12 protein-coding genes are annotated in these 14290 nt (G+C 47.9%); 11 read left to right on the top strand and 1 reads right to left on the bottom strand.

Annotated features, from left to right (window positions below):
- Positions 1 to 45: 45 nt before the first annotated feature.
- On the bottom strand, positions 46 to 2097 hold the full coding sequence (locus tag E8L90_RS25540; protein ID WP_137031899.1) for a transglycosylase domain-containing protein: 2052 nt from the start codon (positions 2095 to 2097) through the stop codon (positions 46 to 48).
- Positions 2098 to 2293: 196 nt separating this feature from the next.
- On the opposite strand from E8L90_RS25540, the gene speE reads away from it, so the two are divergent.
- The 11 genes from speE (at position 2294) to E8L90_RS25595 (ending at position 14172) form a co-directional block, all read left to right on the top strand.
- Positions 2294 to 3127, top strand: a complete 834-nt coding sequence (gene speE, locus E8L90_RS25545; RefSeq protein ID WP_026134007.1) for a polyamine aminopropyltransferase — start codon at positions 2294 to 2296, stop codon at positions 3125 to 3127.
- Positions 3128 to 3146: 19 nt separating this feature from the next.
- Positions 3147 to 4016, top strand: a complete 870-nt coding sequence (gene speB, locus E8L90_RS25550; RefSeq protein ID WP_017252411.1) for an agmatinase — start codon at positions 3147 to 3149, stop codon at positions 4014 to 4016.
- Positions 4017 to 4196: 180 nt separating this feature from the next.
- On the top strand, positions 4197 to 5441 hold the full coding sequence (locus E8L90_RS25555) for an MFS transporter (protein WP_137031900.1): 1245 nt from the start codon (positions 4197 to 4199) through the stop codon (positions 5439 to 5441).
- A 55-nt stretch (positions 5442 to 5496) separates the two neighbouring features.
- On the top strand, positions 5497 to 5910 hold the full coding sequence (locus tag E8L90_RS25560) for a YwiB family protein (RefSeq protein ID WP_137031901.1): 414 nt from the start codon (positions 5497 to 5499) through the stop codon (positions 5908 to 5910).
- Between the two features lie 74 nt (positions 5911 to 5984).
- Positions 5985 to 6377, top strand: a complete 393-nt coding sequence (locus E8L90_RS25565; protein ID WP_137031902.1) for a hypothetical protein — start codon at positions 5985 to 5987, stop codon at positions 6375 to 6377.
- Between the two features lie 77 nt (positions 6378 to 6454).
- A complete protein-coding gene (locus tag E8L90_RS25570; RefSeq protein WP_137033603.1) occupies positions 6455 to 7873 on the top strand; it encodes a sigma-54 interaction domain-containing protein in 1419 nt (472 codons plus the stop codon).
- 164 nt (positions 7874 to 8037) lie between these two features.
- Positions 8038 to 9402, top strand: a complete 1365-nt coding sequence (gene kamA / locus E8L90_RS25575; RefSeq protein ID WP_137031903.1) for a lysine 2,3-aminomutase — start codon at positions 8038 to 8040, stop codon at positions 9400 to 9402.
- A 269-nt stretch (positions 9403 to 9671) separates the two neighbouring features.
- Positions 9672 to 11747, top strand: coding sequence for a heterodisulfide reductase-related iron-sulfur binding cluster (locus E8L90_RS25580; protein ID WP_137031904.1), 2076 nt, complete (start codon positions 9672 to 9674; stop codon positions 11745 to 11747).
- Positions 11748 to 11864: 117 nt separating this feature from the next.
- Positions 11865 to 12404, top strand: coding sequence for a sigma-70 family RNA polymerase sigma factor (locus E8L90_RS25585; protein WP_137031905.1), 540 nt, complete (start codon positions 11865 to 11867; stop codon positions 12402 to 12404).
- Complete coding sequence (locus tag E8L90_RS25590) at positions 12401 to 13543, top strand: hypothetical protein (protein WP_137031906.1); 1143 nt, start codon at positions 12401 to 12403, stop codon at positions 13541 to 13543. The genes E8L90_RS25585 and E8L90_RS25590 overlap by 4 nt, the downstream gene beginning before the upstream one ends.
- 44 nt (positions 13544 to 13587) lie before the next feature.
- Positions 13588 to 14172 carry a hypothetical protein gene (locus E8L90_RS25595; RefSeq protein ID WP_244297384.1) on the top strand — a complete coding sequence of 195 codons (585 nt, stop codon included), beginning with the start codon at positions 13588 to 13590 and terminating at the stop codon, positions 14170 to 14172.
- Positions 14173 to 14290 lie beyond the last annotated feature (118 nt).

Raw genomic sequence — 14290 nt, forward strand, 5'->3', positions numbered from 1 at the left:
ATACCAAAAAGGACGTACTCGATGGAGAGATACGTCCTTTTTTCTTTAATGATTCGGTTTCCACCAACTGCCCATGCGCTGCCAAAAGGTCGAAGAATCTGGTGGCTTTAATGGTGTCGGTGTCTCATTTGTCGGAATGTGATCCATGCAGTAATCTTGAGGCTCTGTTCCGCTGGCGAAATAAAAGAGCTGTGGATTCGGACAGTGCTCGGTCGCCAGTTTTCCAGAAGCGGGATCGATATAGACAGAAACAACACCAGCCGGCATGTCAAAGAGTGCAGGGGGCTGACCTTTGAGCGCACTTTCCATGAACTGTGCCCAGATTTTTTTGGACAGATAGCCTTCCTTTACATCATCGACCTTTTGATTTTTGTCGTAACCTATCCATACGGTCGAAACTAGCTGCGGAGTGAACCCGCTCAGCCAGGCGTCATAATCCGTAGACCCTGTTTTCCCTGCTACCGGTCGGTTCATTTCTCCAGCGACGCGATACCCCGTACCGCCTTGTTCAAATACACTTTGCATCATATTCACTAAGAGAGCAGACGCGACAGGGTCGGCTACCTGTGTTTTCTCTGTTTTTTCTTCGACCAAAATGTTCCCCTCGCTGTCCTCGATGGAAGTGATCGCAATGGGCTTCACTGCTTGTCCCTTGTTGACGATGGCGGCATAAGCTGCGTTTAACTCCAAGGGAGAGACGGGTGAAGTTCCCAGTGCGAGGGAGGGAACTGCTTGCATCGAGCTGGTGATACCTAATTGCTTTGCCTGTTCAACCACTTTTTGCGGTCCGAGAAAATCAATGGTCTTGACGGCATAAATATTGTCAGAGGTTTTGATTGCTTCACGCATGTTAATCAGTGCGTTTGGATATTTTCCACCAAAATTGCCGGGGATGTACTGTTTTTTGTTCTCGTAGGTAAAAACGGTCGGTTCGCTTTTCATCAACGTGAGCGGTGTATAGCCGTTTTGCAAGGCAGACAAATACATGATTGGCTTGAAGGAGGAACCGGGCTGGCGCTTGCCAAGCACGCGATTGAACTGACTCACCTTGTAATCACGTCCACCTACCATCGCTTTAATATAGCCGGTAGCAGGGTCCATGGCGACGAGGGCTACCTGCAAATTGGGATTATTCTTTGGTAAGACGGAGGCGACGATATCCTCGGCCTTTTTTTGGACAACTGGATCAAGGGTCGTGCGGATTTTTAGACCACCATGAATAAATTTTTCTTCGTCAATGCCATATTTGTTTTTTACCAAAGTAGCGATGTAATCGCGGAAGTAAGGTGCTGGCTCAGTTACATTCCCGTTTGCTGGCTGTTTCAGCTTGATTGGTTCCGCGTAGGCTTGCTCTACTTCCTTCGATGTCAGTAAATGGTCGCGCTCCATAGCGTTCAAAATGAGCTTTTGTCTGGCTTTGGCGCGTTCCAAATCGACAAATGGTGAATAATAAGAAGGACCCTTAGGGATACCTGCCAGCATGGCGCTCTCTGCAACCGTCAAATCTTTGGCGTTCTTGCCGAAATAGGTTTGGGCAGCAGCTTGTACGCCATAGGCTGAATGACCGTAATAAATCTGATTCACGTACATTTCTAATATTTCATCCTTGCTGTAATTCAGCTCAAGCTGAATCGCAAGCAGGGCTTCCTTGATTTTTCGCTCCCATGTCTTGTCCAAGCTGAGGTACAGATTTCTTGCCAATTGTTGAGTGATGGTGCTGGCACCTTGACTCTTGTCCATGTTAATGACATCGACATATGCTGCCATGGCCAATCGTTTCCAATCAAAGCCGAAATGCTCTCGGAACGAACGGTCCTCGATCGCGATGGTTGCATCAAGCAATGCGGGTGAAATCTCTGCAAGTGGCACAGAAATCCGGTTCTCGCCACGGTGCATGGTATCCAAAACCTCTCCATTGGAAGCGTAAATCGTCGTAGTTTGCTTCACAAACGTTTCCGGGAGTGGTTGTGAGCGTAAATACAAAATGAGTAGCAAGATGGCAAAAGAGAAACATAATAGGCTGAGAATGGTAAATTTTACGAATTTCTTAGCCCAACGCAAATAGCGCAGCAATGGGGCTTCGCGAATGACTTCCATGTGTGCCTCTCCTCCTTTCTGCGGTTGAATCAATAAAATAGGACATACTACGTTACTAGTAGTATGTGTCGCTTGCAAGCTGGTTAAACTTTCCACACTAGAAAAATATCTTGCAATTTGGAAGACAGCTACTATAATTTTCTTGTTATATTGTATTTTCATGCGGTTAATTGAAGGAGGTTACATAGCCATGAACATGGAATTGTGGTACACCGAAAAACAGACGGAAAATCACGGGATAACAACGAAAATTACAGAGACCCTATACAGTGAGAAATCCGAGTTTCAACAAATCGACGTAATTCATACGAAGCAGTTTGGTCGCATGTTAGTGCTCGACGGCATGGTTATGACTACCGATGTCGATGAGTTTGTCTACCATGAAATGATTTCTCATATCGCGTTGAATACCCATCCAAACCCGAAAAAGGTTCTGGTTGTAGGCGGCGGCGATGGCGGTGCTATTCGTGAAATCGTAAAGCACGCGTCTGTAGAAAAAGCAGTTCTGGCTGAAATCGACGGTGGCGTCATTGAGTCTTGCAAAAAATATTTCCCTGAGATTGCGAGTGCATTGACAGGTAATCCGCGTGTAGATGTACAAGTCATCGATGGTATTAAACATATTCATGACCACAAAGGTGAGTATGATGTGATCATGGTAGACTCTACAGAGCCAGTAGGACCTGCTGTAGGTCTGTTCGAAAAAGGTTTCTACCAAGGCATCCACGATGCTTTGAAACCAGACGGTATCATGGTTGCTCAAACGGAATCTCCTTGGTTCAACCGTGAACTGATCAAGCGTGTGTTCAAAGACCTGAAATCGATCTTCCCGGTTACTCGTCTCTACACTTGCAGCATCCCTACTTATCCATCCGGACTGTGGAGCTTCACCATTGCTTCCAAGCAACACGATCCGTTGGAAGTAGACCCAGCGAAAATCAAAGATCTGGGTACCAAATACTACAATGCGGAAGTTCACCACGCTGCCTTCAAACTGCCTAACTTTGTGGCTGAGCTGACCCGCGACTAATCGGGGGAGAACTACACCTATGCGTTTTGACGAAGCATACTCTGGAAATGTCTTTATCCGTAGTCACGGGAATTACGAAGAAAGCCAAGCGGTTATTTACGGTATGCCGATGGACTGGACAGTGAGCTTCCGTCCGGGATCTCGTTTTGGCCCTGCCCGTATCCGTGAGGTTTCTATCGGACTGGAAGAGTACAGCCCGTACTTGGACAGGTTGTTGGAAGACATCAAATACTTTGATGCCGGCGATATTCCACTTCCTTTTGGAAACGTGGAAGGTAGTCTGGACGCGATCCGTACATTCGTGGCAAAAGTATTGGCAGATGGCAAATTCCCATTGGGTCTTGGCGGAGAGCACTTGGTTTCCTGGCCAGTATTCCAAGCGGTTTATGAAAAGTACAAGGACATGGTCGTATTCCACTTTGACGCGCATACAGACCTGCGTGACAACTACGAGGGATACGAATACTCCCACTCTACCCCGATCAAAAAGGTATGCAACCTGATCGGCGGTAAAAATGTATACTCTTTCGGAATCCGCAGCGGAATGAAGGACGAGTTTGAGTGGGCAAAAGAAAACATGCACCTGTACAAATACGATGTACTGGAGCCAGTGAAGCAAGTGCTGCCTACTATCGGCAACCGTCCGATCTACCTGTCGATTGACATCGATGTATTGGACCCTGCGCACGCTCCTGGAACAGGTACAACAGAAGCAGGCGGCATCACGTCTCGTGAGCTGCTCGATACCATTCACTTCATGGCAAACAACGGTGCGAATGTCATCGGTTGTGATCTGGTGGAGGTTGCTCCTGTGTATGACCACAGTGAAATGACGCAAATCGCGGCATCCAAAATCGTTCGCGAGCTGCTCTTGAGCTTTGTAAAATAAGATATCTGTGTAAATAAGCCTCCGGTTTTGAAAAAGAACCGGGGGCTTTTCCTATTGATGAGAGAGATTGAACTAAATTAATAAACATTTTGGTTTACAAAGTATAAGATAGTCAGTACAATCATAATAGTGAGATGATTGAAAAGTCGACGGAGGTTTTCTTACAAAGGAGTTGTCTGCATGAGAGAGGTATTTGCCTACGCACCATTTCGAAAGCTGTTCTTTTCCAATTTGTTCTCCGGTTTTGGGCAAGGCATGACGATGATCGGGATTGCTTGGTTCCTCGTGGAAACGACAGGCTCTGCTCAACTTTTGGGCTCGACTATGTTTACTTCTGCGGTACTGATGTTTTTTATTGGGCCGTATATCGGGACGCTCATCGATCGTTACTCCCGCAAGAAAATGCTGCTGATAGAAAACCTGATCGGATTTGGCGTACTTGGCCTGCTCGCGATCTGGGGCTTTTTCGGAGAGTACACCGAGTGGATGCTGATTGTTATCTATTTGACGACGACCTTTATGTACCAGATTCATTATCCGACCCAGTCCGCGTTGGTTCAGGAGACGTTTGAGCCCAAGCACTACAATAGCATCAACAGTCTTCTTGAGATCGAAGGACAGACGGCATCCGTTCTTGCTGGCGCGTTTGCGGGGATATTGCTTAGTTCCTATGGGCTGCATGTGGTGATTATTTTCAATGCGATCACGTACTTGTTCGCTTTTACCTTGCTGTCTACCATGACGTATACCTTCACACTGGAAAAAGAAGCGAAGCAAAACCAGGGTATCGCATGGACGATGCAGCTGATGGAAAGCTGGCGGTACATTCGGCAAAAGAAAGGATTCCTTCTGTTTGGTATATCCGCACTTATGCCCTTCATTGCTGTTATGGCGACGAACTTATTGAAGCCGGTTTACATAAGCCAAACGTTGCAGGCGGGTGTCTCGGTTTATTCGCTAGGAGAGGTCACGTATGCACTAGGTGCTGTGGCGGCAGGTTTACTCGTTGCGATTGTCGTTCGCAAGATGGGGCAGCTGGCAGCCATGATCGGCAATACGTTGCTATTCGCGATTGCCATTGTCGTCATGATTGCTTTGCCGTATGGCTGGGCGCTGATTGCGGCGTACACGTTTTACGGGTGGAGTAACGCTTCTGTTCGCTTGATTCGGCAATCGCTCTATATGACAGTTGTGCCGAAGCAGCAGATGGGGCGGGTGATGAGCTTTTTCAACTCCATCGGCATGATGATGCGTCTGGTCCTGATCGGTTTGTTTACGGCGATGATCGATTACACGGGGGCAGGAGTCGGATACCTGGTGTTGGCGGGTCTGCTGTTGCTTGCGGCGATCGGGATTGCTGCTACCATGAGATACCTGCTGGCGGATGCCAAAGCGGAGGCGGCGGTTGCCACAGAAGAGCGATGAAGGGTAGAATGTAGGGATAAATGGGAAGCGAAAGAAAGTGGAGTGTGGAAGCAGCATGCAAGACATACAAGTGAAATTGACAGCACGGCATCATGTCGAAGGCAACTGGGAAGAAACGACCCATAGCTATGAAGGCAAGCGCGTACAAAAAGCATCCGCGTGGTACTTGACCTACAAAGAGCAGATGGAGGGCGCAGGTGAAGTAAGCACGACACTGAAGCTGACAGATACGTCCATTACGCTGGTTCGTCAGGGCGGAGTTTCAACAAGGCAGCAATTCGAAAAAGGAGCCAGCACTCATTCTACCTATCAAAGTCCCTATGGTCCGTTTGCAATGGAGACGCATACGAACAAGCTGCGAATCCGCTACGAGGCAGAGGTTCCTGTACAGGTAGAAATCGCGTACCAGCTATGGATGAATGAACAGTACGCTGGTGAGCATGAGCTGAAAATAGAGCTAGGAAAATAAGCCGCCCTTTGCAAGGGCGGTTTTTTGCACGTACAATAGGATTACTTGCGGCTGAAGTGAAAGGGGGATACAGCATGTTTGTACTCGCAAATGGACTAATAGCCGGTCTGGGTCTTGCTGCTTTTTTAGCGCTCGGAGATGGTTTGTTTGATACAAATACTTTTCCCGTTTTAATTGATGTCAGCTATGTACCGGGCATGGAAAACCTACCCTCTATTGTAGAACTATTGATTCATCTGCTGATTAGTGTGGTCATCGCCTTTTTTCTCATGCACTTTTACCCGCGGGAACGAAAAGCCCGATCAGTACGATACTTGCTGTACTGGATGCTCGGTTTTTCTGTCGCGTTTTTCCCATTTAGTGTGTTGAGTCAATCCGTGATGAGTATGACAGCGTTCCTCATCTGGATATTGGGACATTTACTGTATACCGCAATGCTAGCCATTCAGGTAGGGCGTAATCGATAACAGTGTGAAAGTGCCGAATATTCGGCGAAGTGATGATTTTTTGGCAGCATGGGTGGAAGGAAGGAGTGAAAGCCAGGATGCCGTTGTCAGATACGGTAGAAATGTTGCAGGCGATCTTGGGTGCTATCGATGAAGGAATTCACGTTGTGGACGCAAATGGCATTACGATTTTCTACAATCACGTCGCAGCCAAGCTCGATGGGCTGACCCCAGAAGAAGTGTTGGGGAAGCCGTTGTTGGAGGTTTTTCCTTCGCTTGATCGACAGTCGAGTACCCTGCTTCGTGTTATCGATAGTGGCGAATCAATCTACAACCAGACACAGACATATAAAAACTGGAAGGGAATGCGTGTAGAGACAATCAACACGACACTTCCGGTACGAGTAGGAAAACGGTTAGTCGGTGCAGTCGAGGTGGCGAAGGATATCGGCAAGCTAAAAGAACTGTCGGAGCGCTTGGTTGATCTTCAGGCCAAGATTAGCAAGCCGAAACGGACAAAACGCACGATAGATGAAACGACTTTCCATTTCGAAGACATTTTGACGATGAGTGAAAAAATGAAACGCCTCAAAGAACGCGCTCGAAAAGCTGCTCGTACAAGTTCGCCCGTGTTGATATACGGCGAAACCGGGACGGGAAAAGAACTGTTTGTCCAATCGATTCACCACGCGTCTGTCCGCGGCAGTAAGCCATTCATCGCGCAAAACTGTGCCGCGCTGCCAGCCGCGCTTCTCGAAAGCTTGCTGTTTGGCACGACAAAAGGAAGCTTCACGGGAGCGGATGATCGCCCAGGGTTATTCGAACTGGCGGACGGTGGTACTTTATTTCTGGATGAACTGAACAGCATGCCGCTCGATTTGCAAGCAAAGCTGCTACGAGTCCTTCAGGACGGGCAGATCAGACGGATCGGTGGGAGCCAATCGACCAAAGTGGACGTACGGGTAATCGCCGCAGTCAACGAAGGACCGCAGTCACTCGTGGAACGAGGAGTCATGCGAACCGACTTGTACTACCGGATCAATGTCGTCTCTTTTGAACTACCGCCATTGCGCGAGCGCAGAGAAGATGTGGATATGCTGATCGATCATTTCTTGCAAAAGTTCAACCGAATCTTCGGTATGAATGTGCGTGGAATCAGCAGTGAAGTAGCTAGTTTGTTTGCTTCGTATGATTGGCCGGGGAATGTCCGTGAACTGGAGCATGTCATAGAAGCAGCCATGAATATGGTGGAGTCGGACATTATTTTGTTGGATCATCTTCCGGCTCATTTGCTGGAACGCCCGCAGTCTGAGAAAAAAGAATCGCCAATTTCGGCGCAACTCCTATCAACGGAAGGCTGTACGCTGCCCGAAATTTTGCGTGAGGTAGAGGAAAAAGTGATCAAAGATGCGATGCAGCAAACGGAAGGCAATGTACTTCGCGCCGCCAAGCTTTTGGGCATCCCAAGACAGACGCTGCAATACAAGCTCTCCCAGCGGATGATCCCTCCCTGTTGAGTGCCGAAAATTCGGCAGATTCGCGTAGGATCAAATGGATAAGAAGCGCTCACAAAACGCTCTATTCCTTATTTTCTAAATCTTTTGATTTGTTGGCATAGCACTTGCATCTCTTGTTGGTTGAGTGAAACGAAGAGGTTCACCATAAGACGAGGGGAGACGGGATGCACATGACAGTAGCGACAAAACGCGATTGGCGTTCGATAGAACTTTGGAAGGATGTCACGGACGAGCAATGGAATGACTGGATGTGGCAGCTTACGCACACGATCAAAACGGTCGATGATTTGAAGCAGGTAATCAACCTGACACCAGAAGAGGAAGAGGGCGTACGTATTTCTACGCAAACCATTCCACTCAACATCACACCGTACTATGCTCATCTGATGGACCCAGACGATCCAAGCGATCCAGTTCGCATGCAGTCTGTACCTTTGTCCTCTGAGATGGTTCGTACCAAATACGACATGGAAGACCCACTCCACGAGGATACTGATTCTCCTGTACCTGGTCTGACACATCGTTATCCAGATCGCGTGCTTTTCCTGGTGACGAACCAATGCTCCATGTATTGCCGTTACTGTACGCGCCGTCGCTTTTCCGGCCAGATCGGCATGGGCGTGCCAAAGAAGCAGCTGGATGCCTGTATCGATTACATCCGCTCAAGACCAGAAATCCGCGATGTACTGCTTTCCGGTGGAGACGGTCTGTTGATCAATGACCGTGTATTGGAATACATCATCAGTAGCCTGCGTGACATCCCACATGTTGAAATTATTCGGATCGGTACGCGTGCACCTGTTGTATTCCCGCAGCGTATTACCGAAAACCTGTGCAATATCTTGAAAAAATACCATCCAGTTTGGCTAAATACACACTTCAACCATCCAAAAGAAATTACACCGGAAGCGAAGCTGGCTTGCGAGATGCTCGCCAACGCTGGTGTTCCGCTCGGCAACCAAGCAGTTATTTTGGCTGGTATCAACGATTGTGCGAATACGATGAAAAAGCTGGTGCAGGACCTAGTAAAAATCCGCGTTCGCCCGTATTACATCTATCAATGCGACCTGTCAGAGGGAATCGGACACTTCCGCGCGCCTGTCAGCAAAGGGATCGAAATCATTGAGCACCTGCGCGGCCATACTTCCGGCTATGCAGTTCCGACCTTTGTAGTAGACGCTCCACACGGCGGCGGTAAAATTCCAGTCAGCCCGAACTACATCATCTCGCAAGCATCTGATAAAGTTGTGCTGCGTAATTTTGAAGGCGTTATCACGTCCTATCCAGAGCCGAAGCACTACCACGAGCATGACGAGGAAAACTGCGAATACTGCATGGCTGCAAAAGGCAAGGCAGTTGGTATCGCAGCACTTATGCAAGACGAGGTAGATAATCTGGAGCCGACTGATCTGCCGCGCAACAAGCGCATCAAGGCGACCAAGGTCAAATCTCTCGCGGATGTACGCTCGGAGCAAAAGGCCAAGAAAGAACAACCCACTGCCGAGACGAAGGAAGCTTCAGGAAAATAGGCAGGATCAACAGCTACCTGTATGAAGGTAGCTGTTTCTTTTTTTTCGCAAGAATATTTCCAACTCTTTGAAGAGGATGGATGATTCGCAGCTTGTGTGTTAAGATCAAGTTGCACTCGTTATGAGCGGTCGCTCAGTATCGTTTCATTTTTCGAAAAAAATAAACCAACTGACTGAATACTCATTCATTTATTTCCATGATTCTGATAAGATAGAAAAAAACGATTTCCACGTCCAAAGAAAACTCGCAATAGAGGGGAGTAGAAAACATGCTGGCACTCATTAATTTGATCGCCTTTTTCCTCGTTCTTGCCTACGGGCTGTATTTAGCCGGGCATGTCGTGTACAGCAGATACTTGTTTATCAAGCTGGGGAAAAAGCCGGATGTGAAAAATGACTTTGGGGCACGCATCAATCTGATGCTGGACAACGTCATTTTCCACAAGAAGCTCTTAAAGGACAAAAAGAGCGGCGTCATGCACGTCGTGATGTTTTACGGCTTTATCACTCTGCAATTCGGAGCCATTGAGCTAGTTATCAAAGGGCTTTCGAAAGGCTACGAGCTTCCTTTTGGGAGCGCACACAAATACTTCTCTGTCATGCAGGAGATCACCACGTTTCTCATTTTGGCTGCAGTCGGCTACGCTTTTTACCGTCGCTATATCGAAAAGCTCAAGCGTCTGAAGCGCGGCTTCAAATCGGGGATCGTCCTCTTGCTGATTTCCTCTCTGATGGCGACTGTCTTGCTCTCGCTCGCTTTTGAACAAATTTGGCTCGGACATGAGCCATCGGCGTTCGCTCCGATCTCTTCTGTTTTCGCGATCGTCTTATCTGCGATTGGGGTAGGGACAATGGGTGCAGTGGTCGGCTTTTACGTTTTCTGGTGGCTGCATCTGATTATCTTGCTCGGTTTCGCGGTGTATGTTCCGCAGTCCAAGCACGCGCATTTGCTGTTTGCGCCTGTCAACGTGTGGTTCAAAAAGCTGGACCCGCCAGGCAAGCTGACCAGCATTAACTTCGAGGATGAGACGCAGGAAGAATTCGGTGTTGGCAAAATCGAGGATTTTACACAAACGCAGCTCATCGACCTGTACGCTTGTGTGGAGTGTGGTCGCTGCACGAATATGTGTCCGGCCTCTGGAACGGGAAAAATGCTCTCCCCGATGGATCTGATTACGAAAATGCGCGACCATTTGACGGAAAAAGGTGCGTCGGTGACATCGCGTACGCCATGGATGCCGAGCTTCGCCTTTTCGCAGACGACTGCCAACCAGATTGCGTTCCAAGCATCTGAAGTAGCGGCGACAGCGGAAGGAGCAACTGCGGTCTATGAGAAAAGCTTGATCGGCGATGTCATTACCGAGCAGGAGCTGTGGGCTTGTACGACCTGTCGCAACTGTGAGGACCAATGCCCGGTGATGAACGAGCACGTCGATAAAATCATCGATATGCGCCGCTACCTGGTCATGACAGAAGGTAGCATGCCAGCAGAAGCGCAACGCGCCTTGAACAATATTGAGCGTCAGGGCAACCCGTGGGGAATCAACCGCAAAGACCGGACAAAATGGATTGAAGGTCTGAACGGTGAGTACGAGGTGCCAACTGTTAAGCAGGTCGAGGAATTCGAGTACTTGTTCTGGGTAGGCTCGATGGGATCGTTTGACTTACGTAGCCAAAAAATTTCGCAGGCATTTGTAAAGCTCATGCACGAAGCAGGCGTGAAGTTCGCCATTTTGGGCAACGAGGAAAAGAACTCTGGCGATACGGCTCGCCGCATTGGTAACGAATTCTTGTTCCAGCAGCTCGCCCAAGAAAATATCGCCCTGTTTGAAGGATATGAAGTCAAAAAAATCGTCACCTGCGACCCGCATGCATTCAATACGTTTAAGAACGAATATCCAGAATTCGGGTTGAATGCAGAGGTGTACCACCACTCTGAGCTGCTGGCGGAGTGGGTGAAGGAAGGCAAATTGAAGCCAACCAAGGAAGTCAAGGAACGCATCACCTACCACGATTCCTGCTACTTGGGCCGCTACAACGAAATTTACGACAAGCCACGCGTGATTCTCGAAGCCATTCCTGGTGTAGAGGTAGTCGAAATGAAGCGCAGCGGCTGCGACAGTATGTGCTGCGGAGCGGGCGGCGGCTTGATGTGGATGGAGGAACATGAGGGCTCTCGTGTCAACGTCACACGTACGGAGCAGGCTCTGGAGGTCAAGCCGACGGAAATCGCTAGTGCATGCCCGTACTGCCTGACGATGATGAACGACGGAATCAAGACCAAAGAGCAGGAAGATCACGTCAAAACACGCGACGTCGCGGAAATTCTCGCGGACGCTATCTAGTGTGATGCATACAGAGTGGAAGTCTCATGCTGAGCAATTGGCATCGGGGCTTCCACTTTTTTTTCGAAAAAACTGTAAGATATAGGAACTAGCTGCATCTAAAAGAGTGGGAAGGGAGTGAGGGAACTGTTGCTTGCAGAGAAAAGCTTAACCAAAACCAATGAAGCCATGTTTGAAGAATTGATTCAGCATTATTTGAAAAAGGTGTTGCGACTTGTATATTTGATGGTCAAGGACCGCAATTTGGCAGAAGATATCACGCAGGAAGTATTTTTGCGTGCCTATAAAAATTTAGGTAGCTTTCGTCGCGACAGCTCGATGCAAACATGGGTGTACCGAATTGCCGTGAACGAGGCGAAAAAACATTTGCGCTCGTGGTCGTTCCGTCACATATTTTTCAAGCCGGAGATCGATTCTGGAATTGTAGAAGGGACCGAATCGACTGTCTTGCAAAATGATCGTCGCGTACACTTCGCCCGTCTCGTCATGAAGCTGCCGCATAGCTATCGTCAACTGATCGTGTTGCACTATTACGAGGAACTGCCCATAGAAGAGATTGCAATCATCATGGATATGTCTACAGGGGCCGTTTATACGAAAATGCATCGGGCGCGACAAAAGCTCAAAGCACTGCTGGAAACGGAGGGGATCGAATGAACCTGGACAAATTACTGGCGGAATTTAAGCAAACGGCTGATCAAACGCTTCTACACGGTATGGATGATACGACAAAGCTAGAGGAGCAGATACGGATGAGTATCGAGAACAAACGCAAAAAAAAGTTTCGATTCACGTACTCAGTAAGCGCGGCGCTTATCGCGGTCGCTCTTGTCATCGGGTTTACCCCTTATTGGTTGCAAAAAGAAAATGCAGGTGTAAACACTACGATTGGAACGCCTGTACAGCAAAGTACGAATCAAACGTCCGGTCCAAATGCGACTGCCCATGCTTTCGACGATCAAAAGATTAAGGAAACAGCAGAGGAAATTTTCGGGATCTTGCGTGTTGGAATGACACAAGATCAGGTCAAAGAAAAGCTCTCGTTTCCCCACATAGTTATCGATGATTATGGCGGAAGCGGGGACGATTACTCAGATGAGTACTGGGGCTACAACATTTTCGCAAAAGAAGGATACCAGCGAAAAGAAGACTGGATAATGGAAGAGACAGAAGGTTTGCTGAATAGAGACTTGGGTTTGGAACTGTTGATTTTTTGGAGGGATAAAAAGGTCAATGGCTATGGCTTGAGCTATGTTCAAGGCAAAGAGATTCACTCCTTTGGCTTAAACAGATACGGGACCTACTCTGAAAGCATCTCGAAAGGGACCGCAAATTCCAACGAAGAGTACAGTAATACACCGGCCCCCTCGACTATATTCGATTTAGAAGAGAAGGAAATGAGGCAGCGTTACTTTGCTTATATGGAGATGGAAGAGAAGACAGATGAGTTATGGCGTGGGCTGTCTCCGATTGATATTATGAAGCTTTACGTCCAAGCACAGAGAGATGTTGAGCTTGAAATCATGTACGCCTTGCATAGTAACGATGATGGAGTCGAAAAGCCCACACTTGAGCAGTATTTGGAAGAGATAAAGAAAGATCCGGTTGGCGCACGAAATAGTGCGAGGCATTTCAATAAATTGCTTGAACTGGGAAGCAGCATGTCGGTTGAGTACACGTCTGACAAGGAAGCGATTGTCTGGATTTCATTCAAGGACAACAGTGAGAAGGTCGGCTATCGCATGGAAAAAAACAAGAAGGGCATCTGGAAAGTCGGTTGGCGGGCTTTGCAATAATCGAGACAAGATGCCTCTTTAAAAGTTGATAGGAGTGAGTATAGTTGAAAAGAATCACAGGAATCACTATCGCCGTAGTAGCGGGCTTACTTGTCGGAGGTTGCTCATCTAGTTCGAGTGCAGCTTCCGAACTTACACAACCGCTAGCAGTAGAGCAAAAACAAGCGGAAGCAGAGCCTAAAGTCGTTCTTGATGAAAATTTCTTGAAGTCTCTCGAAAAAAACGAAATCAACGGCTTTCCTATCGCAATCGGCATGAAAAAAGAAGAGGTCATTTCCCGTTATGGAAAGGTAACCAAAGAGGATTTCTGGAATGGTGGGATCTATCACTCTTTTGAAAAGCTGGAAGGCGGAGCTGTCCTCTTCGATGGGAAGGATCGTGTATACGGGATCGAGTTAGAAGCACAGCGTCTGAGCGAAACAAATTTGGAAGCGATCATCAAAAAAGTGGGCAAACCTTCAGAGCAAGGGATGAGCGATCTCAGTGAGCAGTATGTTATCTACTATGAAGCGGCAGATAACCTCGTCCGTATTTATGCAGCGGACGAGAAACTTCCTGCAGGAAAAGTCAGAAATGCAGACAGAATGATAATCTTCAACAAAAAGTTGTACGATGAAGCACCCCGATAGTAAACAGTAAAGCCGGTCAATGATTTAAGGGGCACCCAGGAAGTCGGTCAAACCTCGACTTTCTGGACAGCCCCTTTTTTAATATTGATTGACTATTCGTACGGAAGACGGCAAAATA

The sequence above is a fragment of the Brevibacillus antibioticus genome (assembly GCF_005217615.1).
Lineage (GTDB): Bacteria > Bacillota > Bacilli > Brevibacillales > Brevibacillaceae > Brevibacillus > Brevibacillus antibioticus.

What these genes read in the sequence shown, in the direction of transcription:
- kamA (WP_137031903.1), top strand. Translation starts at nt 8,038, where the DNA reads ATGCACATGACAGTAGCGACAAAACGCGATTGGCGTTCGATAGAACTT.
- E8L90_RS25540 (WP_137031899.1), bottom strand. Translation starts at nt 2,097, where the DNA reads ATGGAAGTCATTCGCGAAGCCCCATTGCTGCGCTATTTGCGTTGGGCT.
- E8L90_RS25560 (WP_137031901.1), top strand. Translation starts at nt 5,497, where the DNA reads ATGCAAGACATACAAGTGAAATTGACAGCACGGCATCATGTCGAAGGC.
- E8L90_RS25590 (WP_137031906.1), top strand. Translation starts at nt 12,401, where the DNA reads ATGAACCTGGACAAATTACTGGCGGAATTTAAGCAAACGGCTGATCAA.
- speE (WP_026134007.1), top strand. Translation starts at nt 2,294, where the DNA reads ATGGAATTGTGGTACACCGAAAAACAGACGGAAAATCACGGGATAACA.
- speB (WP_017252411.1), top strand. Translation starts at nt 3,147, where the DNA reads ATGCGTTTTGACGAAGCATACTCTGGAAATGTCTTTATCCGTAGTCAC.
- E8L90_RS25555 (WP_137031900.1), top strand. Translation starts at nt 4,197, where the DNA reads ATGAGAGAGGTATTTGCCTACGCACCATTTCGAAAGCTGTTCTTTTCC.
- E8L90_RS25580 (WP_137031904.1), top strand. Translation starts at nt 9,672, where the DNA reads ATGCTGGCACTCATTAATTTGATCGCCTTTTTCCTCGTTCTTGCCTAC.
- E8L90_RS25570 (WP_137033603.1), top strand. Translation starts at nt 6,455, where the DNA reads ATGCCGTTGTCAGATACGGTAGAAATGTTGCAGGCGATCTTGGGTGCT.
- E8L90_RS25565 (WP_137031902.1), top strand. Translation starts at nt 5,985, where the DNA reads ATGTTTGTACTCGCAAATGGACTAATAGCCGGTCTGGGTCTTGCTGCT.